General features: G+C 61.8%; 22 protein-coding genes. 16 read left to right on the top strand and 6 right to left on the bottom strand.

Translation table 11 applies throughout. From position 1 onward, the window contains the following. The first annotated feature begins 148 nt into the window (after nt 1-148). Both P3T43_RS03765 and P3T43_RS03760 read left to right on the top strand, forming a co-directional pair. The gene (locus P3T43_RS03765) at nt 149-781 is read left to right on the top strand and encodes an Hpt domain-containing protein (protein WP_429279699.1); all 633 of its coding nucleotides are present in this window, start codon (nt 149-151) and stop codon (nt 779-781) included. Beyond that, complete coding sequence (locus P3T43_RS03760; protein ID WP_429279698.1) at nt 778-1974, top strand: hypothetical protein; 1197 nt, start codon at nt 778-780, stop codon at nt 1972-1974. The genes P3T43_RS03765 and P3T43_RS03760 overlap by 4 nt, the downstream gene beginning before the upstream one ends. A 169-nt stretch (nt 1975-2143) precedes the next feature. On the opposite strand, the gene acnA is transcribed toward P3T43_RS03760, so the two are convergent. The 6 genes from acnA to P3T43_RS03730 form a co-directional block, all read right to left on the bottom strand. Continuing rightward, nucleotides 2144-4861, bottom strand: coding sequence for an aconitate hydratase AcnA (gene acnA / locus P3T43_RS03755; RefSeq protein WP_429279697.1), 2718 nt, complete (start codon nt 4859-4861; stop codon nt 2144-2146). A 40-nt stretch (nt 4862-4901) separates the two neighbouring features. Beyond that, nucleotides 4902-6353 carry a bifunctional 2-methylcitrate dehydratase/aconitate hydratase gene (locus P3T43_RS03750; protein WP_429279696.1) on the bottom strand — a complete coding sequence of 484 codons (1452 nt, stop codon included), beginning with the start codon at nt 6351-6353 and terminating at the stop codon, nt 4902-4904. A gap of 25 nt (nt 6354-6378) precedes the next feature. Beyond that, complete coding sequence (locus tag P3T43_RS03745) at nt 6379-6900, bottom strand: hypothetical protein (protein ID WP_429279695.1); 522 nt, start codon at nt 6898-6900, stop codon at nt 6379-6381. 102 nt (nt 6901-7002) lie between these two features. Next, the gene (gene prpC / locus P3T43_RS03740; protein ID WP_429279694.1) at nt 7003-8190 is read right to left on the bottom strand and encodes a bifunctional 2-methylcitrate synthase/citrate synthase; all 1188 of its coding nucleotides are present in this window, start codon (nt 8188-8190) and stop codon (nt 7003-7005) included. 25 nt (nt 8191-8215) lie between these two features. Beyond that, nucleotides 8216-9232 carry an HpcH/HpaI aldolase/citrate lyase family protein gene (locus P3T43_RS03735; protein ID WP_429279693.1) on the bottom strand — a complete coding sequence of 339 codons (1017 nt, stop codon included), beginning with the start codon at nt 9230-9232 and terminating at the stop codon, nt 8216-8218. A 96-nt stretch (nt 9233-9328) separates the two neighbouring features. Beyond that, nucleotides 9329-10312, bottom strand: coding sequence for a malate dehydrogenase (locus tag P3T43_RS03730; protein ID WP_429279692.1), 984 nt, complete (start codon nt 10310-10312; stop codon nt 9329-9331). Nucleotides 10313-10821: 509 nt separating this feature from the next. Here P3T43_RS03730 and P3T43_RS03725 point away from each other — a divergent pair. The 14 genes from P3T43_RS03725 to P3T43_RS03660 all read left to right on the top strand — a co-directional run bounded on the left by P3T43_RS03725 (nt 10822) and on the right by P3T43_RS03660 (nt 26286). Next, nucleotides 10822-11625, top strand: a complete 804-nt coding sequence (locus tag P3T43_RS03725) for a GntR family transcriptional regulator (RefSeq protein ID WP_429279691.1) — start codon at nt 10822-10824, stop codon at nt 11623-11625. A 193-nt stretch (nt 11626-11818) separates the two neighbouring features. Continuing rightward, nucleotides 11819-12235 carry a succinate dehydrogenase, cytochrome b556 subunit gene (sdhC, locus tag P3T43_RS03720; protein ID WP_429279690.1) on the top strand — a complete coding sequence of 139 codons (417 nt, stop codon included), beginning with the start codon at nt 11819-11821 and terminating at the stop codon, nt 12233-12235. 4 nt (nt 12236-12239) lie between these two features. Then, on the top strand, nt 12240-12608 hold the full coding sequence (sdhD, locus tag P3T43_RS03715; RefSeq protein WP_429279689.1) for a succinate dehydrogenase, hydrophobic membrane anchor protein: 369 nt from the start codon (nt 12240-12242) through the stop codon (nt 12606-12608). 4 nt (nt 12609-12612) lie between these two features. Then, nucleotides 12613-14388, top strand: a complete 1776-nt coding sequence (gene sdhA / locus P3T43_RS03710) for a succinate dehydrogenase flavoprotein subunit (RefSeq protein WP_429279688.1) — start codon at nt 12613-12615, stop codon at nt 14386-14388. Between the two features lie 24 nt (nt 14389-14412). Beyond that, on the top strand, nt 14413-15117 hold the full coding sequence (locus P3T43_RS03705) for a succinate dehydrogenase iron-sulfur subunit (RefSeq protein WP_074294075.1): 705 nt from the start codon (nt 14413-14415) through the stop codon (nt 15115-15117). Nucleotide 15118: 1 nt separating this feature from the next. Beyond that, nucleotides 15119-15391 (top strand): succinate dehydrogenase assembly factor 2, encoded by a 273-nt coding sequence (locus P3T43_RS03700; RefSeq protein WP_429280150.1) that lies wholly within the window; start codon nt 15119-15121, stop codon nt 15389-15391. 72 nt (nt 15392-15463) lie between these two features. Next, nucleotides 15464-16765, top strand: a complete 1302-nt coding sequence (gltA, locus tag P3T43_RS03695) for a citrate synthase (RefSeq protein WP_429279687.1) — start codon at nt 15464-15466, stop codon at nt 16763-16765. Between the two features lie 337 nt (nt 16766-17102). Beyond that, nucleotides 17103-18512, top strand: coding sequence for a 3-isopropylmalate dehydratase large subunit (leuC, locus tag P3T43_RS03690; protein ID WP_429279686.1), 1410 nt, complete (start codon nt 17103-17105; stop codon nt 18510-18512). Between the two features lie 77 nt (nt 18513-18589). After that, nucleotides 18590-19240 (top strand): 3-isopropylmalate dehydratase small subunit, encoded by a 651-nt coding sequence (leuD, locus tag P3T43_RS03685; RefSeq protein ID WP_429279685.1) that lies wholly within the window; start codon nt 18590-18592, stop codon nt 19238-19240. Nucleotides 19241-19270: 30 nt separating this feature from the next. Next, a complete protein-coding gene (gene leuB / locus P3T43_RS03680) occupies nt 19271-20338 on the top strand; it encodes a 3-isopropylmalate dehydrogenase (RefSeq protein WP_429279684.1) in 1068 nt (355 codons plus the stop codon). A gap of 355 nt (nt 20339-20693) precedes the next feature. Continuing rightward, a complete protein-coding gene (gene asd, locus P3T43_RS03675; RefSeq protein WP_429279683.1) occupies nt 20694-21815 on the top strand; it encodes an aspartate-semialdehyde dehydrogenase in 1122 nt (373 codons plus the stop codon). Between the two features lie 138 nt (nt 21816-21953). Beyond that, on the top strand, nt 21954-24740 hold the full coding sequence (locus P3T43_RS03670; RefSeq protein ID WP_429279682.1) for a FimV/HubP family polar landmark protein: 2787 nt from the start codon (nt 21954-21956) through the stop codon (nt 24738-24740). Between the two features lie 8 nt (nt 24741-24748). Next, the gene (truA, locus tag P3T43_RS03665) at nt 24749-25561 is read left to right on the top strand and encodes a tRNA pseudouridine(38-40) synthase TruA (protein WP_429280149.1); all 813 of its coding nucleotides are present in this window, start codon (nt 24749-24751) and stop codon (nt 25559-25561) included. Continuing rightward, a complete protein-coding gene (locus P3T43_RS03660) occupies nt 25558-26286 on the top strand; it encodes a phosphoribosylanthranilate isomerase (RefSeq protein ID WP_429279681.1) in 729 nt (242 codons plus the stop codon). Before truA ends, P3T43_RS03660 begins: the two co-directional genes overlap by 4 nt. The last annotated feature ends 22 nt before the right edge of the window (nt 26287-26308 follow it).

Here is a 26308-nt window from a genome sequence, read left to right as displayed (position 1 = left end):
TGCGCCAGCAGGGGTCGGGAAGACTCAAGCACACTTCGAGATCGATCTGCGCCCGGTTGCAGCGTTAGCCGCGCGCGACGCGGTGGTTGCACGCGATCGCTCTGTCGACAGGCTTTCTCGCCGCACAAGGGGCATCCCTGCCGATGCTTTGGATGCGCTTTCCGCGAGCGAAAACGGCCTGGTGCAGGATGGAATCGCGCAAGGCGAGCGTCATGCCAATACTACGTGGCACGCATTGTTCGCGTTGCTGTGCGCGCTTGCGGCTCTGACGGTCGTCCGGCTCGGCGGATGGTGCCGCGCGCGCATCGCTCCGAAGCGAGCCTTCGCTGCACCGCACCCTATCCAGCTTGCGCAACCATCGGTCGAACCGGCTCAATTCAACGATCACACTTTTCGGCAATTGAGCGCTGCAAAGCCGGCGGAAAGCCCAATTGGCGCTCAAGTCGAAGCATTCGACCGCAACTATCTCGACGCACTGTCGAACGAGGGTATCGATCTCCACACGTTCATACGCGCCTGGCGCCAGTCAATGCTCGAGGATCTCGAGCAAATGCATGCGTTGCGTCGCCGTCATGACACGAGCGGATTGCGGGCTTCGCTGCACCGACTGAGCGGCGCCGTCGGCCTGGTCGGTGCGGGTAGTTTGATGGAAGCACTTCGGCGAGCCAGTGTGGCTCAACCCGCACTGGAAGGGCGCGCAATCGACGCGCTCTGCGAGCGTATGAAAGTGCTGATGAAGCAACTCGACACAGCGATCGAAACCGACCGGAGTAGCTCGTGACGACTCGACCGCTAGCCTTGATCGAGGGCGATCTGACGATTCCGCTGCCACGGCCGTTTGATGGTTTGCCACCTCCGTTTGGAGCGCGCCGGAATCGTATGCACGACGCCGTGCAGCGCGCCGTGCGTCAAACCCCTAAAACGATGCGGCCCAGCCGTTTTCCTCCGGGCGTGAAGCACGTGTTGTTTTACAAGGTGCCGCCGCAACGCGCAGTGACGCAGGACTTTGATGCCTGGATGGCGGAAGCCAAACGCTATCTGGAAATGGGGAAAGTCCGTCCGCGTTCGTCGCGTTCGGATCACGTTCTGGCGGCGACCATCTTCGCCGGTTGCACTATCGCGCTGACGTGGTTGCTGGTGACATGCTCGATGAAGGACGCGGAGAAGGCTAAAGGCGGGGCCGTGGCACCGACGGTTTTGTCTGCCGCGAGTGTTGGCGGTGATCGACCGAAGCCGGTAGTTAAACCGGTCGCTGCAGATGCGCAAACGACCGTCGCGGTCGAGGACTCGCCCGCGCAGATCGTATCGGTTGAGCCGAGTGATACTCCGGTAAAGCCTGCGAACGCGGAAGCACCTCCCGTGGCGTCGCTCAGCCAGGTCGCGTCAGCGTCTCCTGAGGAAGCCGCGTTACCGGGCGCTACGCAAGTCCCGTCGTTGTCTCCTGTTGAGTCGAAGCAGATTGCTCAAACCAAACAGGCGTCGGCGACCGAGCGTCCGCAAGACACGCAAGTGGTGCGGTCGCTTGCGGCTGAGTCGGTACAGGTCGCACAGAGCGCGTCTCCATCCTTCGCGGCCCCAACGTACAGCACGCCCGCCTTGCCCAAGCAAAGTGTGCGACCGGCAGTGCGCGGCGAGGTTACGGTAGCGCAGGCGGCAAAGACGACGAAACGAGTCAAGGTAGCGAGCCTTAGCGAGGCTCACGTGAACGAACGTGTGGCCTTGAACCGGGCAGTTCGTCCCGCGACGTCTCCAGAGGCTTCGATGCAGCCCGAGTGGAGCGCGAGTGCAGCACGCTCGCATAGTGAGCGGTCCACGGACGACATGCCATGGTTGAGCTGGGCTGACCGGCAGCACCGTTCGGCACCGGCCATGCGCGCAGCAACGCCGGTTGACAACAGCTGGAACGACCGCATGACGCAGCGCCGCATCACCGACGATCCCGCCAGTTTCCACACGGATCGGGCCACGCAGTAACGAACCCGCGTAGATGCGCGCGGGACAGTTGGACCCCGTCAGCAATCCTGCCCGCGCAATACACAAAAAAAGCCCGACCAAAGTCGGGCTCTCAAATCGGCTGCGTCCTTTATACAAGGACGCAGCACTTGCAAAACAGCTTGGCTTTACGTTTGCGCAATCACCAGCCTTAAGCAGCCAGCAGCGAACGCAGCACGAACGGCAGAATGCCGCCGTGCTTGTAGTAGTCCACTTCAATCGGCGTATCGATACGCAGCAGCACGGCGACACGCTTTTCCTTGCCGTCCTTGCCACGAATCACCAGCGTCACTTCCTGTTGCGGCTTGAAGTCTGCGCCAAGGCCTTCGATGTCGTAGGTTTCTTCGCCGGTGATACCCAGGGATTGCACACTATCCGAGCCCTTGAACTGCAGCGGCAACACGCCCATACCGACCAGGTTTGAACGGTGGATCCGCTCGAAGCTACGGGCAACCACGGCCTTCACGCCCAGCAGTTGCGTACCCTTGGCAGCCCAATCGCGCGACGAACCCGTACCGTACTCTTCGCCAGCAAACACCACCGTCGGCGTACCCGCGTCGATGTACTTCATCGCTGCGTCATAGATCGACTCTTGCTCGCCGCTCGGCTGGTGAATCGTCAGGCCGCCTTCAACACGCGTGCCGTCTGCCTTCGCCGGGATCATCAGGTTCTTGATCCGGACGTTAGCGAAGGTGCCGCGCATCATCACGTCGTGGTTGCCGCGACGCGAGCCGTAGCTGTTGAAGTCGGCCTTCTGCACGCCGTTTGCCTTCAGCCACTTGCCTGCCGGCGAGTCTTCCTTGATCGAGCCTGCCGGGCTGATGTGGTCGGTCGTCACCGAGTCACCGAAGATGCCCAGTGCACGCGCGTTTTTGACCGCAGCAATGCTGTCAGCCGGCGTCATCGAGAAGTCATTGCCGAAGAACGGCGGCTCTGCGATGTAGGTCGACTTCGGCCAGTCGTACACCTGACCTTCTTCGCCTTCAATCTTGCTCCACAGGTCACCCTTCTTCGTGAGCTGTGCGTAGTTCTTGCGGAACGCTTCTGCGTCCAGCGCGAACTTGAGCAGTTCGTTGACTTCTTCGCTGGTCGGCCAGATGTCGCCCAGGTAGATGTCCTTGCCGCCCTTGCCCTTGCCGACCGGCTCGGTCATCAGATCGCGCGTGATGTTGCCCGCAATGGCGTAGGCCACAACCAGCGGCGGCGACGCCAGGAAGTTGGCGCGAATGTTCGGGTGGATACGCGCTTCGAAGTTACGGTTGCCCGACAGCACAGCCGCCGCGACGATGTCGTTCTTCGTGATCGCTTCGTTCAACTCCGGCGTCAGATCGCCGGCGTTACCGATACAGGTGGTGCAACCATAGGCCGCCAGTTCGAAGCCAAGCTTCGACAGGAACGGCAGCAGGCCGGTCTTCGTCAGGTACTCGGTGACGATACGCGATCCCGGAGCCAACGACGTTTTGATGTGCGGCGCGACCGTCAGGCCAGCTTCCACCGCCTTCTTCGCCAGCAAACCGGCGGCCAGCAGCACGCTCGGGTTCGACGTGTTCGTGCACGACGTGATGGCGGCGATCAGGATGTCGCCGTTCTTCACGTTCACGCCGTTCGTCGTCGTGTATTGCGCGTCCAGATCCGCAGCCTTCTTCGCAAAGCCGTTTTCGCCGACCGGCTTCGAGAACAGGTCACCGAAGGTCGATTTCACGTGACCGATTTCGATACGGTCTTGCGGGCGCTTCGGACCTGCCAGCGACGGCGTCACCGTGCCGAGATCGAGCTTGACGACCTTGGTGTAGTCGATTTCGCCGGCCTTCGGCACGCCGAACAGACCTTGCGCCTTGAAATAGTTTTCGAACGCGGCAATTTCTGCGTCGGTGCGGCCCGTACCCTTGAAGTAATCAATGGTCTTTTCGTCGACCGGGAAGAAGCCCATGGTTGCGCCGTATTCCGGTGCCATGTTACCGATCGTCGCGCGGTCCGGCAGCGACAGCGTACGCGTGCCTTCGCCGAAGAATTCCACGAACTTGCCGACCACCTTCTCTTTACGCAGCAGTTCGGTCACGGTCAGGACGAGGTCGGTTGCCGTCAGGCCTTCGCGCAGCTTGCCCTTCAGTTCGACGCCCACCACGTCCGGTGTCAGGAAGTACACCGGCTGGCCGAGCATGCCCGCTTCCGCTTCGATGCCGCCCACGCCCCAGCCCACCACGCCAATGCCGTTGATCATGGTGGTGTGGCTGTCCGTGCCGACCAGCGTGTCCGGGTAGTACACAGTGTCGCTGCCGTCGGCCTTCTTGTGCACGCCGCGAGCGAGGTACTCGAGGTTCACCTGGTGAACGATGCCGACGCCCGGCGGCACGACCTTGAACGTGTCGAACGCCTGCATGCCCCACTTCATGAACTGGTAGCGCTCGTTGTTGCGCTGAAATTCCAGTTTCATGTTCAGGTCGAGTGCATCTTTCTGACGGAAGTAATCGATCTGCACCGAGTGGTCGACCACCAGATCAACCGGGACCAGCGGTTCGATCGACTTCGGGTTCTTGCCGGCGCGTTGCGCGACACCGCGCATGGCTGCGATGTCGGCGAGCAGAGGCACGCCGGTAAAGTCCTGCAGCACGACGCGCGACACGACGAACGGGATTTCGTCGACGCGCGATGCGGTCGGCTTCCAGTTTGCCAGTTGCGTGATGTGTTCTTCGGCGATCTTCTTGCCGTCGTAATTACGCAGCACCGACTCCAGCACGATACGGATCGAAACCGGCAGGCGGTCGATCTTGATGTTCAGTGCCTTGCCGAGTTGCGGCAGCGAATAAAACTTGCCTTTGCCGGAACCGCTGTCGAATTCCTTGAGCGTTTTGTGGAGGTTGTGGGCCATGGTGTTTTCCTTGGTTTGATCGCGGAACTACAGTACTGAACTAGATGACATACAGATCGACGTATTCATTGACCGGCATGGCTTCGAGCCTTGCCTGATCCAGCGACACATCGAGAATCGCCTGTTGCTGCTTGACCGGAAACCTGCGCGCGAGGTTGGTCTTGAACTTCTCGACCAACAACGGGATGCCGTCTGCACGGCGGCGCTTGTGTCCGATCGGGTATTCGACCACTACCTCGTCGAATGTCGATCCGTCGTTGAATTCGACCGTCAGTGCATTGGCGATCGAACGCTTCTCCGGATCGTGATAATCCTGGGTGAACTGCGGATCTTCCACGCAGCTCATCGTGTCGCGCAGCGCGTCGATGCGCGGATCCTGCGCGACGGAATCTTCGTAATCCGCGGCCGTCAGGCGGCCGTAAATCAGCGGCACCGCGATCATGTACTGGATGCAGTGGTCGCGGTCGGCGGGGTTGTTCAGCGGGCCTTGCTTGTCGATGATGCGGATCGCCGCTTCGTGCGTGCGAATCGTAATCTTGCTGATGTCCGCCACGGTCTTGCCCGCTGCGCGCAGTTGCGCATGCAGCGCCATGGCCGCTTCCACCGCCGTTTGCGAGTGGAATTCGGCCGGAAACGATATCTTGAACAGCACGTTTTCCATCACGTAGGTGCCGTACGGGCGCTGGAACCTGAAGGCGTTGCCGTTGAACAGCACGTCGTAGAAGCCCCACGTCTTCGCGGTCAGCACCGACGGGTAGCCCATCTCGCCGGTCTTCGCGATCAGCGCGAGTCGCACGGCGCGCGAGGTGGCGTCGCCCGCGGCCCACGACTTGCGCGAGCCGGTGTTCGGCGCGTGACGGTAGGTACGCAGCGCCTGGCCATCCACCAACGCCTGCGAGACGGCGTTGATCAGCTCGTCGCGCGTGAGGCCGAGCATCTGGCCAACCACGGCGGTCGAGGCGAGCTTGACGAGCAATACATGATCGAGCCCGACTTTGTTAAACGAGTTCTCGAGCGCGATACAACCCTGAATTTCATGCGCCTTGACCATGGCGGTCAGGACGTCTTTCATCGTCAGCGGCTTCTTGCCGGCGGCGACGGCGTTGCGGGACAGCCAGTCGGCCGTGGCGAGAATTCCGCCCAGGTTATCCGACGGATGCCCCCATTCGGCGGCGAGCCAGGTGTCGTTGAAGTCCAGCCAGCGAATCATGGCGCCGATATTGAAAGCGGCTTGCACAGGATCCAGCTGAAACTGCGTGCCGGGCACCCTGGCGCCGTTGGGGACGATCGTGCCGGGCACGATTGGTCCCATCAGCTTGGTGCAGGCCGGATAGGTGAGCGCCTCGAGTCCGCAGCCGAGCGTATCGATCAGGCAGTTTCGCGCGGTTTCGAGCGCGAGCGTGCTGTTGATCGGGAAATCCAGAACGTAATCGGCAATATCGACCAGGACTGAGTCCGGGTCGGGCCGTACGTTGGATATCGGAGCGGACATCGGGGCCTTCCCTGATAAAGGAAACTTAGTTGTTCGGGTTCTTGATCAGCTCGTTCGATTGCGTCGGAGCCGGTGCGCCTTGCGACATATCAGCCGTCTTGCACTCGTCCGCGAGACGCGAACCGTCGTTGTCCGAGAACAGCATCGCCTTGCTCGGGATCACGACCAGGTCCAGACCTGAAGCGGCGTCGTGGAAACGGTCAGCGCCGGTCGTGGTGGTTTCGCGCGGCAGGTTGTAGTTCTTGCTAGCCCAGTGAACCGTGACGATCTGGTCGCGCTTCATGTCGCCCTTCAGGTCGAACGACAGGCCTTCGTTACACGACCATTTCACTGCACCGTCCGGTACCGGATCGACCTTGGCTTCCTTGGCCGGATTAGCCTTGCGCTTGATCAGGCGCTTCGGAGCCGGCCGCTTCGGCGTGGCCTTCTTGGCGGGGGTCGAGGTCGCGGCAGTGGCCGACGCCGTTTGAGCAGAAGCGTCCGTCGCGGCGATCAGCATCGTCGAGGACAAGGCGCCGACAACGGCGGCGATCAACAGCTTTTTCATGGAATTGCCTTTCTATCTAATATTGGTTAAACAGTGCGCGACTGCAGGTAGAAGCAGCCGCCAGGGGGGAACTGCACGCGCCCTGAAAGCGCACAGCGGACGCTATTTTCTCCTATTTAGCGCCACGAACTTCAAATTCTCTGGACCGGTGTAGTTCGCGCTCGGCCGGATGATCTTGTTGTCGACGCGCTGCTCGATGATGTGCGCGGCCCAGCCGGCCGTGCGGGCGATCACGAAAACCGGCGTGAACATCGCGGTGGGCACGCCCATCATGTGGTACGAGACGGCGCTGAACCAGTCCAGGTTCGGGAACATCTTCTTGGCGTCCCACATCACCGTTTCGAGGCGCTCGGCGATGTCGAACAGCTTCGTGCTGCCGGCTTCCTTCGAGAGCTTCTTCGCCACTTCCTTGATGACCTTGTTGCGCGGATCGGAGATCGTGTATACCGGATGGCCGAAGCCGATCACCACTTCCTTCGCTTCGACGCGGCGGCGGATGTCGGCTTCTGCCTCGTCGGGTGTCTGGTAGCGCGACTGGATTTCAAACGCGACTTCGTTGGCGCCGCCATGCTTCGGGCCGCGCAGCGCGCCGATCGCGCCGGTCAGCGCCGAGTACATGTCGGAGCCCGTGCCGGCGATCACGCGGCCGGTAAAGGTCGACGCGTTGAATTCGTGTTCCGCGTACAGGTTGAGCGACGTATGCATCGCCTCGACCCACGACTTGGACGGCGCCACGCCGTGCAGCAGATGGAGGAAGTGACCGCCGATCGAATCGTCGTCGGTTTCCACCTCGATGCGCTTGCCGTTATGCGAGTAGTGATACCAGTAGAGCAGTATCGAGCCGAGCGAGGCCATCAGCCTGTCGGCGATATCGCGCGCACCGGGCAGGTTGTGATCGTCCTTCTCGGGCAGCACGGTGCCGAGCACCGAGACACCGGTGCGCATCACGTCCATCGGGTGGGCAGCCGCCGGAATCCACTCCAGCGCGGCCTTGACGTTGGCGGGCAGGCCGCGCAGCGCCTTCAGCTTCGCTTTGTAGGCGCTCAGTTCAGCCTGGGTGGGCAGTTTTTCATGCACCAGCAGGTAGGCGATTTCCTCGAATTCGCAGGTGCTGGCGATGTCGAGAATGTCGTAGCCGCGGTAATGCAGGTCGTTGCCGGTCTTGCCGACCGTGCACAGGGCAGTGTTGCCCGCTGTCACGCCCGACAGGGCCACGGATTTCTTCGGCTTGAATGCGCCGGGGGCTCCGTTTTCGCCTGGTGTGCCTGCCGCTTGCGTCTTTTCGCTCATCTCCAGCAGTCTCCTGTATGTCCGCTCATGATGCGGACTCTTGGGTGGAAGCAGTTGTGGCAAAGAGGGGGGCGGCTTCGGCAGGCAGCGGGCGCCCAGTCGAGCGAGCGCGGCGCAACACCGACCAGTAGTAGCGATAGCTCGCGCGGTCGTGCAGTGTGTCGTGATGGCGCGTGGGACCCCACTGCGCGGACTGGGCAGCCAGCAGGATCTCGGTCGCGGTGGCGATCTCGTCTTCACGCGGCGCGAAGGCGGCGACGATGACCGGGACCTGCGCCGGGTGAATGCTCCACATGCGCGTATAGCCGAATTCATTGCGCGCGCGCGTGGCGTCATTGGCCACCACGCCCATATCGCGCACTTCGGTGCTTACGTTGTGCGACGGCACCTTGCCGTGGGCGTGACAGGCCGAGGCGATCTCGAGCTTGGCGCGCCGCACCAGGGGATGATCGAACTGGCCTGGCGAGCGCATTGCGCTGTCGGGAATCGCGCCGTCGTGGGCAGAAACGAAGTCCATCAGGCCGAAGCTGAGCGCCTCCACGCCTGGCAGCGCAGCCAGCTCGAAGGCCCGCGCCAGCGCGCCATGGGTTTCCACCAGCAGCTGCACTGGCACAGCCTGGGCGATGCCGAGCTCACGCCGCGTCGCTTCGATGTACGCGCACATTTCGGCGGCATCCGGGACGCTGCGGATTTTCGGCAGGGTGATATAGGCAGGCGCGCGTCTGGCGGCGCGCAGGATTAGCCGCACGTCGTCGCGCCAATGCGCATGGTTGAAATCGTGAATCCGCACACCGACGCGGCCGAAGCGGTCATGCTCGCCGCCTAGCAGCGACGCCACCAGCTCCGCATGCTCGGCCTCGCGGCCCACCTGGGCGCCGTCCTCGCAATCGAGCGTGATGTCGAATACCGGCCCCAACTCCTGCTGCAATGCGAGCGATTTCAGCATCAGCTTCTCGCTGCCGGCGTAGTGATCGCAGGCAGGTAGCACAGTGGGCGGCGCTTCGCCGTCAAACAGCACTTCGGCGGGTGTGAGGGCGCGCATCTTCAGCGTCAGGGGCGTGTGTGCGTGGGGGAATCAGAAGTAAAAAACCGGAACCCGTCGACAAGCAACGAGTCCCGGCTGGTCTGCATCAGGCGCTTAGCCGAGCAGGTGCTGAACGCCTTCGCGCTCTTCGAGCAGCTCGTTCAGCGTACCGTCCATCTTTTCGCGCGAGAACGCGTCGATTGCCAGACCTTCGACACGCTTGTATTCACCGTTTTCGCATGTCACCGGCACACCGTAGATAATGTCTTCGGGAATGCCATATGAGCCGTCCGACGGAATGCCCATGGTGACCCACTTGCCGTTCGTGCCGAGCACCCAGTCACGCACGTGGTCGATGGCGGCGTTCGCTGCCGACGCTGCCGACGACAGGCCGCGCGCTTCGATGATCGCCGCACCGCGCTTGCCGACGGTCGGAATGAACGTGTTGCGGTTCCATTCGTCGTCGTTGATCAGCTTGGTCAGATCCTGGCCTTCTGCCGTTGCAACGCGGAAATCCGGGTACATCGTGGGTGAGTGGTTGCCCCACACTGCCAGCTTTTCGATCGAAGCGACCGGCTTGCCCGACTTGGCGGCCAGTTGCGACAGCGCGCGGTTGTGGTCCAGACGCAGCATGGCGGTGAAGTTCTTCTTCGGCAGATCCGGCGCCGACTTCATCGCGATGTAAGCATTGGTGTTAGCCGGGTTGCCGACCACCAGAACCTTCACGTCGCGGCTGGCGACTTCGTTCAGCGCGCGGCCTTGCACCGTGAAGATCTCGGCGTTGGCCGACAGCAGATCCTTACGTTCCATGCCTTTCGAACGCGGACGCGCGCCGACCAGCAGGGCGATGTCAGCGTCCTTGAATGCGACCTTGGGATCGTCGGTGATCACGACGCCCTGCAGCAGCGGGAATGCGCAATCATCCAGTTCCATCACGACGCCTTTGACGGCGCCTTGCGCTTGCGGCAGGTCGAGCAATTGCAGGACCACCGGCTGATCCTTGCCGAGCAGGTCGCCATTGGCGATGCGGAATAGCAGGGAGTAAGCGATTTGACCTGCGGCGCCAGTGACGGCAACGCGCTTTGCGGGCTTAGCCATTGAGAATTCTCCAGGACGATGCGTTAGACGCTAGGGAAAACGCCATTCTATATGCGCGTTAGGCGAAGCGTTGTGAAACACGGCGGAATTCACTGTGACGCGAGACCTCAAGCTGAAAGCCGGGGCCGGAAAGCGCGTTGCGGCAAGACCGCCATGCCGGAAATCTGTGCAGCGAAGCGAGGTGCGCGAGACACCGCTGGCCGCTGCATGTGCCGGGCTCCTGCATGGGTGGGTTTCCGAAGCGTCTGACGGACAAAGACCGGCGAATCGAAAGCTGGACCGCGAGAGACAACAGCATGATGCAGAGCGGCTTTCGGTGCCTGTCGGCCTGCCAGGAGTACCCTAAGGTACTCAGGGAAACGCCGCCAGATTACCCTCGAACCCTTGCTCGCCCTGGAGTGTAGGAGTCGGCCCACACAAAGTCAACAGTATCTTATGTCTTATATAAGACATATCTATTGCCGGGAAAGTAATAGACGGCGTATGGGCCTTTATGATGAAATGCGCGCATGAATTCGAACCCGGCGAGCACTGCGAATCCCAACGGCCCCGGCGGCCAGGGAGAGGCCGTGCCCGCTACTGCCGCGCCCGCCACGTCGCCCACTTTCAGCCCGTTATATCAGCAGATCAAGGCGTTGATTACACAGAGCCTCGAATCGGGCGAGTGGAAGCCAGGTGAAATCATTCCGAGCGAGGTCGAACTGGCCGCCCGCTTCAAGGTGAGTCAGGGCACGGTGCGCAAGGCGATCGACGAACTGGCCGCTGACAATCTGCTGGTGCGCCGTCAGGGCAAGGGTACGTTTGTTGCGACGCACAATGAGGATCGCGCCCAGTTTCGTTTTCTCAGGTTACTCGCTGACGACGCCGCCGAACATCCGCACGTCAGCCGCCTGCTCGAATGCCGTCGGCTGCGCGCCTCGGCGGACATCGCGCGTCAGCTCGACCTGAAACCGGCCGACCCAGTGGTCCTGATCAAGCGCCTTTTGCAGTTTGATGGTGAAATCACGGTATTGGACGAAATCTGGCTACCTGGCGTCGTGTTCCGCGGACTCACGCTCGAACGGCTTTCGGAGTACAAGGGGCCGCTCTATGCGATGTTCGAGACGGAGTTCGGCACCCGCATGATCCGGGCGTCCGAGAAGATCCGGGCGGTGGCCGCCGACCCCAGCGTCGCGGAGTTGCTGCACGTGCCGCCTGGGTTTCCGTTGCTATCGGTGGAGCGAGTGTCCTATACCTATGGAGACCGTCCCGTCGAAGTGCGGCGTGGATGGTATGTCACAACTGGGTACTACTATCAGAACGATCTCATTTGAAACCGGCTTGCCGGCGATGCGGATGTTCGCGTTGGATCAGTGTGCTTAAAGGTGACGGGCGGGGCGCGCAGCGCCCTCTTGACGACGCCGCTGTCGCGTGCGTAGCGAAGCTCCGGTGGGGTTTTTCGCTGCAGCGCGATATGAAAAGGCGCTAAAATTGCGGATTGGTGTTACTACATAGTAGGGGTCTAGCATGGCTGAAGCCGTAAAAAAACCGAGGCCGGAGTTCCGGAACATCGGTATCGGGCAAATATTGACGGCGTATCGCCTCCCACTCGCGGGGCGTGTGTCGATTCTTCATCGCTTGAGCGGTGGGCTGCTGTTTGTTTTTCTTCCGTTCCTGCTGTACCTCTTCGATCAAAGCCTTACTTCAGAGCTCAGCTTTGATGTGTTCAAGGGCTTCCTCTCCAACATCATCGTCAAGCTCATCACGCTGGTTCTCGCGTGGGCCTTCCTGTTCCACTTCTGCGCCGGTATCCGTCACCTCGTGATGGACACCCACCATAGCGCGGTGACCAAGGAAAAGGGCAAGCAAACCTCCGTCATCGTACTGGTGGTTTCGTCGCTTCTGACGCTTGCTTTTGCGCTCAAACTCTTCGGAGCATTCTAAAAAAATGGCAGCTAACAACCGAATCGGCCCGAAGCGTCTCGTCGTCGGCGCACATTACGGCCTGCGCGACTGGCTTGCCCAGCGCATTACCGCCGCCATCATGGCGATCTACACGGTCATCCTGCTCGTGTGGTTCTTCGGCGCACAAGAATTTTCGTATGACGGCTGGGCGTCGATCTTCGCGACGCAATGGATGAAGCTCGCCACGTTCGTGACGTTGCTGTCACTGTTCTATCACGCGTGGGTCGGTATTCGTGACATCTGGATGGACTACATCAAGCCCGTCGGTGTGCGCCTCCTGCTTCAGGCCCTGACGATCGTCTGGCTGCTGGCGTGTGCCGGCTACGCCGCGCAGATTCTCTGGAGAGTATAAAAGAATGGCTGCAATCAAAAATTCTCTGCCGCGTCGCAAGTTTGACGTGGTCATCGTCGGCGCAGGCGGCTCGGGGATGCGCGCTTCGCTGCAACTCGCGCGCGCCGGTCTGTCGGTTTGCGTGCTGTCCAAGGTGTTCCCGACACGTTCGCACACGGTGGCGGCTCAAGGTGGCATCGGCGCTTCGCTCGGCAACATGAGCGAAGACAATTGGCACTATCACTTCTACGACACGATCAAGGGTTCCGACTGGCTCGGCGACCAGGACGCGATCGAGTTCATGTGCCGGGAAGCACCGAACGCTGTCTACGAACTGGAACACATGGGCATGCCGTTCGACCGCAATGCGGACGGCACGATCTACCAGCGTCCGTTCGGCGGCCACACGGCCAACTACGGCGAAAAGCCGGTGCAACGCGCTTGCGCGGCTGCTGACCGTACCGGTCACGCGCTGCTGCATACGTTGTATCAGCAAAACGTCGCAGCCAAGACGCAGTTCTTCGTCGAGTGGATGGCGCTGGACCTGATCCGCGACGCCGACGGCGACGTGCTCGGCGTGACCGCGCTGGAAATGGAAACGGGCGACGTCTACATCCTCGAAGGCAAGACCACGCTGTTCGCCACGGGCGGTGCAGGCCGCATCTTCGCGGCATCGACCAACGCGTTCATCAACACGGGCGACGGCCTGGGTATGGCTGCGCGTTCGGGTATCGCGCTGCAAGACATGGAATTCTGGCAATTCCACCCCACCGGCGTGGCCGGCGCGGGCGTGCTGATTACCGAAGGCGTGCGCGGCGAAGGCGGTATCTTGCGTAACTCGAACGGCGAGCGTTTCATGGAACGCTACGCGCCGACGCTGAAGGATCTGGCGCCGCGCGATTTCGTTTCGCGTTCGATGGACCAGGAAATCAAGGAAGGCCGCGGCGTAGGTCCGAACAAGGACCACGTGCTGCTCGACCTGTCGCACATCGGCGCTGAGACGATCATGAAGCGTCTGCCGTCGATCCGCGAAATCGCGCTGAAGTTCGCGAACGTCGATTGCATTAAAGAACCGATCCCGGTTGTGCCGACCATCCACTATCAGATGGGCGGCATTCCGACGAACATTCATGGCCAGGTGGTGGGCACGTCGAAGGGTCACGAAGACCCGGTCAACGGCTTCTATGCGGTCGGCGAATGCTCGTGCGTGTCGGTCCACGGCGCGAACCGGCTGGGCACGAACTCGCTGCTCGACCTGGTGGTGTTCGGCCGCGCGGCCGGCAACCACATCGTCAAGCACGTGAAGGAAATCAAGAATCACAAGCCGCTGCCGGCTGACGCTGCTGACTTCGCGCTGTCGCGTCTCGACAAGCTGGACAAGTCCTCGTCGGGCGAATACACGCAGGACGTCGCAAACGACATCCGCGCCAGCATGCAGGCGCACGCCGGCGTGTTCCGTACCTCCAAGCTGCTGGCCGAGGGTGTGGAGCGTATCCGCGAAGTGGCCGCACGCGTCGACAACATCCACCTAAAGGACAAGTCGAAGGTCTTCAACACGGCACGTGTCGAAGCCCTGGAACTGGCGAACCTGATCGAAGTGGCGCGCGCCACGATGGTGTCGGCAGAAGCGCGCAAGGAAAGCCGTGGTGCGCACGCACAAAACGACTTCGAACATCGCGATGACGAAAACTGGCTGCGCCATACGCTGTGGTTCAGCGAAGGCGATCGCCTCGACTACAAGCCGGTTCACATGCAACCGCTGACCGTCGACTCGGTGCCGCCGAAAGCGCGTACCTTCTAAGGCACAAGTCAAAGGAATTCAGAAATGGCCAAGCGTACATTTGAAATCTATCGCTACGATCCGGACAAGGACGCAGCACCGCGCATGCAATCGTACGAGATCGAAATCGACTCGCACGAACGCATGTTGCTCGACGCGCTGCTCAAGCTGAAAGCGGTCGACGAAACCTTGTCGTTCCGTCGCTCGTGCCGCGAAGGCGTGTGCGGTTCGGACGCAATGAACATCAACGGCAAAAACGGTCTGGCTTGCCTGACCAACATGAACGACCTGCCGCAGAAGATCGTGCTGCGTCCGCTGCCGGGCTTGCCCGTCGTGCGCGACCTGATTTGCGACTTCACGCAGTTCTTCAACCAGTATCACTCGATCAAGCCGTATCTGATCAACGATACGCCGCCGCCGGAAAAGGAACGTCTGCAATCGCCGGAAGAGCGCGAAGAGCTGGATGGCCTGTACGAGTGCATTCTGTGCGCGAGCTGCTCGACGTCGTGCCCGAGCTTCTGGTGGAACCCGGACAAGTTCGTCGGTCCGGCAGGGCTGCTGCAAGCCTATCGTTTCATCGCGGATAGCCGCGACGAAGCGACCGGCGAGCGTCTCGACAATCTGGAAGACCCGTACCGTCTGTTCCGTTGCCATACGATCATGAATTGCGTCGATGTGTGCCCGAAGGGCCTCAATCCGACCAAGGCGATCGGCAAGATCAAGGAATTGATGGTTCGCCGTGCTGTCTGAGATGGAGCAGCAATCGCATCAAGCCGACCCGCTTCGGCGGGCGCGCCTTCGCTGGCGCGCCCGCCGCGGCCTGCTGGAAAACGATCTGATTTTCGAGCGTTTTTTTGGCAAATACGAGCATGACCTCAGCGACGCGGATGTGGGTGCCCTTACGCGCCTGCTCGAGCTGAGCGATAACGACCTGATGGACTTGCTACTCGCGCGCAAGGAACCGGAAGGCGACCTTGCAGACCCGGATGTCGTCCGGGTGCTGGAGCTGCTGCGTACTGCTTGAGAGAAGCCAGTGCGTTGTTCCACGCGTGCAATTATCGAAACCCTGTTTCCATACTTCGATTGAGGATGTGCCATGACCCCGTCAGATGTTAAAGCCACGCTATCGTTCAGCGACAACTCGCCGAGCGTTGAAATGCCGATCTATAAGGGCACGATGGGCCCGGACGTGATCGACATCCGCAAACTGTACGGTCAGACCGGCAAGTTCACCTACGATCCGGGCTTCATGTCGACGGCGGCGTGCAACTCGGCCATCACCTACATCGACGGCGACAAGGGCGAACTGCTGTACCGCGGCTACCCGATCGACGATCTCGCCCAGAATGCGGACTTCCTCGAAACCTGTTACCTGCTGCTGAAGGGCGAACTGCCGAATGAAGCAGAGCGCGACGCGTTCGTTGAGACGGTGACGAAGCACACGATGGTGCACGAGCAGATGCACTTCTTCTTCCGTGGCTTCCGCCGTGACGCACACCCGATGGCGATTCTGGTCGCGGCAGTGGGCGCACTGTCGGCGTTCTATCACGACTCGCTCGACATCAATAACCCGCAGCACCGTGAAGTCTCGGCGATCCGCATGATCGCGAAGCTGCCCACGCTGGTGGCGATGGCGTACAAGTACAGCATCGGCCAGCCGTTCGTGTATCCGAAGAACGAGCTGTCATACAGCGCGAACTTCATGCACATGATGTTTTCGAATCCGTGCGAAGAGTACAAGGTCAACGACGTGCTGGTGCGCGCGCTCGACCGTATCCTGATCCTGCACGCGGATCACGAACAGAACGCTTCCACTTCGACGGTGCGTCTGGCCGGTTCGTCGGGCGCCAATCCGTTTGCGTGTATCGCAGCCGGTATTGCCTGCCTCTGGGGCCCGGCACACGGCGGCGCGAACGAAGCCGCGCTGAACATGCTGGAAGAAATCGGCTCGGTCGACAACATTCCTGAGTTCATCAAGCAGGTGAAGGACAAGAATTCGGGCGTGAAGCTGATGGGCTTCGGTCACCGTGTCTACAAGAACTACGACCCGCGTGCGAAGCTGATGCGCGAAACCTGCCACGAAGTGCTGGAAGAACTGGGTCTGCACGACGACCCGCTGTTCAAGCTGGCCATGGCGCTGGAAAAGATCGCGCTGGAAGACGAATACTTCGTGTCGCGCAAGCTGTACCCGAACGTGGATTTCTACTCGGGTATCGTGCAGCGCGCTCTGGGCATTCCGACCTCGATGTTCACGTGTATCTTCGCGATGGCACGTACGGTGGGCTGGATTGCGCAGTGGAACGAAATGATCGCCGATCCGGAACAGAAGATTGGCCGTCCGCGTCAGCTGTTTGTTGGCGACACGCCGCGTGAAGCGAAGGCGATTTCGGCGCGGTAAGCGGTTACTGGTTGTGGATTTCGAGCAGTGCTCACGGCGGCTCGCGTTACTGTGAGTTGCGCGAAGCAGGGTAGTTAGAGAAGCGCCCCAACGGGTTTATCGTTGGGGCGCTTTTTGTTTTTGGAGTCCACCTCCGGATAGCGATTAACGTGCCATCGAGCGCTTTCCGTTACTCCGCACCGCGTGCCGGGTGCCCCCGATACAGGTATCACCACTACCACCCAACTCCCTGTTTTTTATCGGTTTTTCCCGTGCAGAGCGCGCAAAACACGAGATCAGCGTGGCATAATCAATCGCACACACAGCTTGCCCGCAGTCACCATAACCCCCGCATACCATGGCACAGACTCTCTACGACAAATTGTGGAACACGCACGTGATCCACACGGAAGAAGACGGTACGACGATTCTTTATATCGACCGCCACCTGCTGCACGAAGTCACCAGTCCGCAGGCTTTTGAAGGCCTGAAGCTGGCTGAGCGTCCGGTATGGCGCATCAGCGCGAATCTGGCCGTTTCCGATCACAACGTGCCCACCACAGACCGTAGCCATGGCATCACGGATCCCGTATCGAAGCTGCAGGTCGACACGCTCGATTCGAACTGCGATTCCTACGGCATCACGCAGTTCAAGATGAACGACTTGCGCCAGGGCATCGTGCACATCATCGGGCCGGAACAGGGCGCCACGCTGCCGGGTATGACGATTGTCTGCGGCGACTCGCACACGTCCACACACGGCGCGTTCGGTGCACTCGCGCACGGCATCGGCACGTCGGAAGTCGAGCATGTGCTGGCCACGCAAACGCTCTTGCAAAAGAAGAGCAAGAACATGCTGGTGAAGGTGGAAGGGCCGTTGCCGCGCGGGTGTACCGCGAAGGACATCGTGCTTGCCATCATCGGCAAGATCGGCACGGCAGGCGGCACGGGTTATGCCATCGAGTTCGGCGGTTCGACGATCCGTGCGCTCAGCATGGAAGGCCGTATGACCGTCTGCAACATGGCGATCGAAGCGGGCGCACGCGCCGGCATGGTCGCCGTTGACGACACCACGGTGGACTATCTGAAGGGCCGTCCGTTCTCGCCCGAAGGTGTGGAGTGGGATCAGGCCGTCGAATACTGGAAGCAGTTCAAGTCGGATGAGGGCGCAAAGTTCGATCGCGTCGTTGAACTGAATGCTGCGGAGATCGTGCCGCAAGTCACATGGGGTACGTCGCCGGAAATGGTGACCGCCATCGACGGTCGCGTGCCGGATCCGGAACGCGAAAAAGATCCGGTCAAGCGCGACGCCATGGAACGCGCGCTCAAGTACATGGCGCTCGAGCCGAACGCGCCCATCGAATCCATCAAGCCGGACAAGATTTTCATCGGCTCGTGCACCAACGCGCGCATCGAAGATCTGCGCGCCGCGGCATACGTGGTGCGCAAACTTGGCCGCCGTGTCGCGCCGAACATCCGTCTCGCGATGGTCGTGCCGGGCTCGGGTCTGGTAAAGGCGCAAGCCGAGCATGAAGGTCTGGACAAAGTGTTCACCGACGCAGGTTTTGAATGGCGTGAACCGGGCTGCTCGATGTGCCTCGCCATGAACGCCGACCGGCTGGATCCAGGCGAGCGTTGCGCGTCGACCTCGAATCGCAATTTCGAAGGGCGGCAAGGTGCAGGTGGGCGTACCCACCTCGTGAGCCCCGCCATGGCGGCGGCCGCGGCCATCGAAGGTCACTTCGTCGATATTCGCAAGCTCGGCTAGCCCGCGCTACTTTCGATTCCACCGGCGGCGCGCATTGCGTCGCAGCCGCCGGTCTCTATTTTGGTGGGTGATGGGCCATGGATAAATTCATCGTACATACCGGCGTCGTGGCGCCGCTCGATCGCGCGAACGTCGACACGGACGCGATCATTCCAAAGCAGTTCCTGAAGTCGATCAAACGCACCGGCTTCGGCCCGAACGCGTTCGACGAATGGCGTTACCTCGATCACGGCGAACCGGGCCAGGACAATTCGAAACGTCCGCTGAATCCGGACTTCGTGCTGAACCAGTCGCGTTATCAGGGCGCGTCGATCCTGCTGACGCGTGAGAACTTCGGCTGCGGCAGCTCGCGTGAGCACGCACCGTGGGCGCTCCAGCAGTACGGTTTCCGCGCGATCATCGCATCCAGCTTCGCGGACATCTTCTATAACAATTGCTTCAAGAACGGCCTGCTGCCCATCGTGCTGACCGAGCAGCAGGTTGACCACCTGTTCAACGAGACCTACGCATTCAACGGCTTCAAACTGACCGTCGACCTCGAAGCGCAGATCGTGCGCGTCGGTGATGGCACCGAATATCCGTTCGAAGTGGCGGGTTTTCGCAAGTACTGCCTGCTGAACGGTTTCGACGACATCGGCCTCACGCTGCGTCACGCGGACAAGATTCGTCAGTTCGAAGCTGAGCGTCTGACCAAGCAGCCGTGGCTTGGGCACCGCATCGTCGGCTAACTCTACAAGAAACCAATCAAGGAAATTCGCATGAAGATCGCAGTGTTGCCCGGCGACGGCATCGGTCCGGAAATCGTCAAGGAAGCCGTCAAGGTTCTGAACGTGCTCGGCGAAAAGTTTGAGCTTGAAGAGGCGCCGGTAGGCGGTGCGGGCTACGAAGCCAAGGGCCACCCGCTGCCGGATTCGACGCTCGCGCTGGCGAAGGAAGCTGATGCGATCCTGTTCGGCGCCGTCGGCGACTGGAAGTACGACTCGCTCGAACGTGCGCTGCGTCCGGAGCAGGCCATCCTGGGCTTGCGCAAGCACCTGCAACTGTTCGCGAACTTCCGTCCGGCAATCTGCTATTCGCAACTGACGGCGGCCTCGTCGCTGAAGCCCGAAGTCGTTTCGGGTCTCGACATCCTGATCGTGCGCGAACTGAACGGCGACATTTACTTCGGCACCCCGCGTGGCGTGCGCGAGGCGCCGGATGGTCTGTTTGCCGGCGCGAAGGAAGGCTTCGATACGATGCGCTATTCCGAGCCGGAAGTGCGTCGCATTGCGCACGTCGCGTTCCAGGCCGCGCAAAAGCGCAGCAAGAAAGTGACGTCCGTCGACAAGGCCAACGTGCTCGAGACTTCGCAGTTCTGGCGCGACGTCATGATCGACGTGTCGAAGGAATACGCAGACGTCGAACTGTCGCATATGTACGTGGACAACGCGGCCATGCAACTGGTGAAGGCGCCGAAAGCGTTCGACGTTGTCGTGACCGGCAACATGTTCGGCGACATCCTGTCCGACCAGGCGGCCATGCTGACGGGTTCGATCGGCATGCTGCCCTCGGCTTCGCTCGACAAGAACAACAAGGGCTTGTACGAGCCGTCGCACGGCTCGGCACCTGATATCGCCGGCAAGGGCGTGGCCAATCCGCTGGCCACCATCCTGTCCGCCGCGATGATGTTGCGTTACTCGTTGAACAAGGCCGAACAGGCGGATCGCATCGAAGCGGCCGTCAAGAAGGTGCTGGAACAAGGCTTCCGCACCGGCGACATCCTGACGCCGGGATGCCAGCAGGTCGGCACTGTGGCGATGGGCGATGCCGTCGTGGCGGCGCTCTAAGGTTGTTGCGGTTGTGTTTTGCTTTTGTAACGCGCCGCGAGATTTCGCGGCGCGTGCAGTCGGTTAGTAAGGTTAAGTAGTCAAGCGCGAATGGGCCGCAATCCGGCGCATTCGCGGGTAAGCGCTCAAATCCGGTTTTCGTGTAGACTGTAGCGATGGCGACGATTCCCCAAATCACCTCGATTTCGATCCACCACGGCAAAACGGCCCGTGTGGTTGAGCTCGCCATTACCATCAAAACGATTACCCCGAAAACGATCACGATTCGCTGATCGTCCGTCGTGCCCGCCCATCTTCCCCGCGCGGTCACTGCGGGCAAAGATGCGGGGAAGCCTCCACTCGAAGGGTAAGTGTCATGAACGTAGGTCTCGTAGGTTGGCGCGGCATGGTCGGCAGCGTCCTGATGCAACGTATGCAGCAGGAAGGCGATTTCGATCTGATCGAACCGGTGTTTTTCAGCACCAGCAATGCGGGCGGCAACGCGCCGTCGTTCGCTAAAAACGAGACCAGGCTCAAAGATGCTTCGAGCATTGACGACCTGAAGAAGTGCGACGCGATCATCTCGTGCCAGGGCGGCGACTACACCAATGACGTGTTTCCGAAGCTGCGCGCAGCGGGCTGGAACGGTTACTGGATCGACGCGGCGTCGTCGCTGCGCATGAAGGACGACGCAGTCATCATTCTCGATCCGGTGAATCTGGACGTGATCAAGAACGCGCTCGTCAAAGGTCAGAAGAATTTCATCGGCGGCAACTGCACGGTCAGCCTGATGCTGATGGCGCTGGGCGGTCTGTTCCGCGAAAACCTCGTCGACTGGATGACGGCCATGACGTACCAGGCCGCATCGGGCGCGGGCGCGCAAAACATGCGCGAGCTGCTGCAGCAGATGGGCACGCTGTACGGCTCGGCCAAGGAAGATCTGGCGGATCCGTCGTCGGCCATTCTGGACATCGACCGCCGCGTGTTGGCCGCGATGAACAGCGACCGTATGCCGACCGACCACTTCGGCGTGCCGCTCGCCGGTTCGCTGATTCCGTGGATCGACAAGGATCTCGGCAACGGCATGTCGAAGGAAGAATGGAAGGGCGGCGCGGAAACCAACAAGATTCTCGGCAAGCCGGCTATGGGCACGCCAGGTTCGATCCCGGTAGACGGTCTGTGCGTGCGGATCGGCGCCATGCGCTGCCACTCGCAGGCGCTGACCATCAAGCTGAACAAGGACGTGCCGCTCGACGAAGTGAACAGCATCCTCGCCTCGGGCAACGACTGGGTCAAGGTGGTGCCGAACGAGCGTGAAGCGTCGATCCGCGATCTGTCGCCGGCAGTGGTGACGGGCACGCTGACAGTGCCGGTTGGGCGCCTGCGCAAGCTCGCGATGGGCGGCGAATATCTGTCGGCTTTCACGGTCGGCGACCAGTTGTTGTGGGGTGCCGCGGAGCCGCTGCGTCGGATGCTGCGCATTCTGCTCGACAAGTAAAGTAAACTACGCGCCTACGACGCGTAAAAACTCAAAAAGCGTCGCGCTTGCGCGGCGCTTTTTTCATTGTGTGCTCCGAAAATCTTGTCCCAAACCAACCGCAAACAAGGGCTGAGCGCTGATGCGCCGGTCGTCCCGATGACCGTTCGACTCTCTTCCCTTCACGCTGTGTCGCGCAGTCGCGTGTGTCAGATCGCAGCCGCGGCGGCGCTCGCTTTCGTGCTGACTGGCGGGTCCGCCGCCCGGGCCGCATCCGTAGACGCGGCAAGCGCGCCGGCCGGTGCGTCCGTGCCGCTCGCGGCCGGCAGCCAATATACGATTCATCCTGGACAGTCGCTCAACGATGTCGCGATTGCTGCGACGCAGTCGCACGACCGCGGGACATTGGCGCGCGCCTCCAAAGCCCTGTTCGATGCAAACCCGAATGCGTTTATGTCGCACGATCCGAGCCGTCTGCGGGTGGGATCGGTGCTGACGATTCCGACGCTGGATACGACGGGCGCGGCGGCGGGGGCGTCAGGGGCGTCGGCAGCGTCGGGTGCTGCGGCAAGTTCGAACGCCGCGTCGGGTTCGGCCACGGCTACGGCGGCGACTACGCCAGCTAGCGGCGTGTCGAAGTCAACCGGGGCTGCTCAGGCGAATAGCGCGAGTGCCGCGGTGCATGCCGCTCCGGTTGTGACCGGCCCCGCGAGTGCAGCGCTCCAGGCGAGTTCGGCGATGGCGCCTGTCGCAAGTGCCCCGCTGGCGGGGAGTGCGTCTGCGGGTGCGCCGGGCTCTGTCTCAGCGGCCGCGTCTGAGCCTGCGGCTGTCGGCGGTTCATCGTCAGTGTCCGCTGCCGCGTCTGCTCCTGCGCGAGCGAGCGGTGCGCATGTCTGGGCCGGGACTATCCAGCCTTCGGCCAGTGCGTCGGCGGATGCCTCGGTGGCGCTGTCCTCTGAACCGTCCGCAACGGCGCCGACGGCACAGGCTCCCACTCAGGTTTCCAGTCTGCAGCAGTTACTCGCGCTGAAAAGCCGGGTGCTGATGGAATTGCAGAAGCACGGTATCGGCGGCAAACCCACCCAACCCGTGCAAGCGGGTGCTGTAACGACGGCGGGTGGTCAGGCGAGTGCGGCCGCAGGGACGACGCCCGCTTCCGGCGTGGCGGCCAATGGCAGCACCGCGAACTCGCATGTGACCTCCGGCAATTTCGACTTGTCGCCAGCGAACCTTAGTTTCGCTGCGGCAATTGGCGCGGCCTTGGTGGCGTTGCTGGCCGGGTTCGGACTTCGTCGCCGTAAAGGCCGAGCGACGCGGGGGGATGCCGCTGCAACGGCACGCGCAACGGAGGGGACGGGCTCGTCTCAGGCCGCTTTCTCTCAGGACGACATGGCGCCGCGTGGAGAGGTGGACACGCGTGGGCAGGTCGTGGTTACTGGAGAACCCGCGCAAGACGTGGCGGCCGTGGACGCAGCAGCGACGGAAGCGGCGGCGCGTGCTACAGCGGAGCGCGAGGCCGCTGAGCATGAGGTGGTGGCTCGTGAAGTGGCGGCGCATGGTCTCGCTGTCGGTAACGCTCCGTCGTACGAAATGGCGGAACGTGAAGCCGAGGCGCGTGAGGCAGCCGCTCAGGAAGCGGCAGCGCATCAAGCCGTCGCGGATGAATCGGCGGCACGTGAGGCGGCAGAACGCGGGACCATAGGAGAACGCAAGGCTGGAGCGGGTAGTGGGGCCGTACCAGAAGACGAAGTTGTAGCGGAACACGAAGCCGACGCAGAACGCGAGGCTTCAGCGGAACATGAGGCCATAGCAGAACGCGAAGCCGCAGCAGAACGTGAAGCCGTAACAGAACACGAAGCCACGCCAAACAAGGCCGTCGCAGACGACCCAGCCGTGCCGCCCGCATTCGGTGCGACCGAGCACGCTTCCTCTGAAGCACCGCTTACCGCATCGTCGGAAGACGGGCACGTTCCTGCGCTGAATTCCTTGGAAGAAGTGGCAGGCTCCGCTGCTACGCCTACGGCAGCAGACCAGCAACACGCCGACGTGCCGGCACCGATCCATGTCGACGCAGCATCGGAACAAGGCAGCCATCCGTCGCCGCCGGACGCTGGTCAATCGAATCAGGTTTCAGCCCATTCGCCTGAAGAGCCCACGGCCAGCGCACCTGGCGCTAGCCAAAACCCGCCCGTGCCGCAAATTGATTTTGGCGCGCCCGCATTGTTTGGTGGACTGCAAACGGTCGCCACTTCCGACGAAACCTTCGGTGACGCAGAGCCGTCGTTCAATCCGACGGCATACCAGCAGCCGGAAGCGCCAAAAGAACCCGACGTGCTTGACCTGGCAGCCCACGCAGAAGGCCACGCAGAGACCCAAGCAGCACCTACACCTGCCCAAGACACCGCATTCCCGCCCAACGCGCCATCCGCGGACGCTTCCGCAGAGCCGCCCGCGCCAAGCGGCTTCCCCCGTTCGGCCGTCGACGCGTTCAGCGGCCTCGATTTCGGCCTGCCTCCACGCATCGAGCCGATCGCTCCGCTGGGCGGCCCCGACTCGCTTTCGACGCCACCGGTTGTCGAACCCGAAATCACGGCCCAGCAAGCAGTCCCGCTGGCCCCCGTTATGCCACGCCATGCCGCGGAAGAAATCAACGCGGGCATCGCGGGCTCGGCCGCAGTCGCGGGGTTGGGCGCGGCGCACTTCGGCGCGTTGAATCTGGATTTCGATCTGGAGTTGCCGCCAAGCCCGGCGCAGCCGCTGCCGTCGTTCACGCCGCAAGACCTCGTCCGGATTGCGCGCAACAAGCTCGAACTGGCCTCTGAGTACATCGAACTGGGCGATCTGGCCGGCGCCCGCGCGCTGATTCATGAAGTCATCGACGCGAACGACACCGCCACCCGCACCGAAGCGCGCGCGTTGCTGTCGACGCTGGCGCCGCTGTCGTAATGCCTGCCGTGACACGGATTGCGCTAGGAATCCAGTACGACGGGTCTGCCTTTTGCGGCTGGCAGTCGCAGCCGCATGGCAAGACGGTGCAGGACGCGCTCGAACGGGCGCTGCGCGAGTTCGCGCAGGCGCCGTTGCAGACGATAGTGGCGGGTCGTACGGACACCGGCGTACACGGCCTCGGGCAGGTCGTGCATTTCGACACGGAACTCGATCGCACGGATTTCTCGTGGGTGCGCGGGACCAATGCGTTTCTGCCGAAGACGATTGCGGTGCAGTGGGCCAAACCGATGCCGGACACGTTCCACGCACGCTTCTCGGCATTTGAGCGGACTTACTACTACGCGCTGTATGTCCATCCGGTGCGCTCGCCGATGCTGGCCGCGCGTGCCGGCTGGGTGCATACGCCGCTGGACGTCGAAGCAATGCGCGCCGCGGTTGCCTGTCTGATCGGTCAGCACGACTTTTCGGCGTTCCGCTCGTCGGAGTGTCAGGCGAAAACACCGGTCAAGCACCTCTATCAGATCGACGTGCGCCAGCAAGGCGACTTCATCCACTTCCGTTTTCGCGCCAACGCGTTTTTGCATCACATGGTGCGCAACCTGATGGGCTGTCTCGTGGCGATTGGACGCGGGCGCTACCCGGCCGCGTGGATGGCCGATGTGCTGGCGAGCCGCGATCGGAACCATGCGGCGCCCACCTTTATGCCCGACGGCCTGTATCTCGCGCAGGTGGGCTATCCTGAGGAATTCGCGGTACCCGCCGCGCAGTCGGGTAGCGTGCCGTGGAGCACTGTCTGGACCGAATCGCCGGAATCATGAACTCAACCAACCTGAATCAGCCTGCCGCAGCTGGCGCGAACCAGAAACAGGGCGCGACGCAAGCCGCGGCGCTGCACCGGACCCGCATCAAGTTGTGCGGGCTGTCGAAACCCGAAGACGTGTCGCATGCAATCGACCTCGGCGCGGACGCGATCGGCTTCGTGTTCTATCCGCCCAGCCCGCGCTCGGTTAGCGTCGCGCAGGCGCTGGAACTCGTGCGCGATGTGCCGCCGTTCGTGTCGGTGGTGGGTCTGTTCGTGAATGCGTCGCCCGAATGGATCAGCGAAGTGGTCAGCAATATTCCGCTGACCCTGCTGCAGTTTCACGGCGACGAAACCCCCGAACAGTGCGAAGCGCTCGCCAATATTGCGGGTTTGCCTTGGTTGCGCGCCTTGCGTGTGGGGGCTGATACTCAGCAGGCCGATTTGGTAAAATCGGCGCTTAACTATGCAGCAGCCAGCGGTCTTCTGTTTGACACCCATGTGGAAGGCTATGGCGGCGGCGGGAAGGTTTTCGATTGGTCACTTATTCCAGCAGAGCTCGCGCGTCGGGCCGTTTTGAGTGGTGGGTTGAACGCGCAAAACGTCAGTGATGCGATTCATCGCGTGCGCCCGTACGCGGTCGATGTCTCGAGCGGCATCGAAGTAGCGGGCGCCAAGGGCGTGAAGGATCATGCCCGGATGGCGGCGTTTGTACGCGCGGTGCGCGCGGCGGACGCAGAGTGAATCAGCTGGCGCAGGCTTCGAA

Source organism: Paraburkholderia sp. GAS41 (assembly GCF_050436545.1).
In the GTDB taxonomy this organism is placed as follows: domain Bacteria; phylum Pseudomonadota; class Gammaproteobacteria; order Burkholderiales; family Burkholderiaceae; genus Paraburkholderia.
The sequence above is the reverse complement of the archived record's forward strand: the minus strand, read 5'-3'. Positions and strand labels throughout refer to the sequence as shown.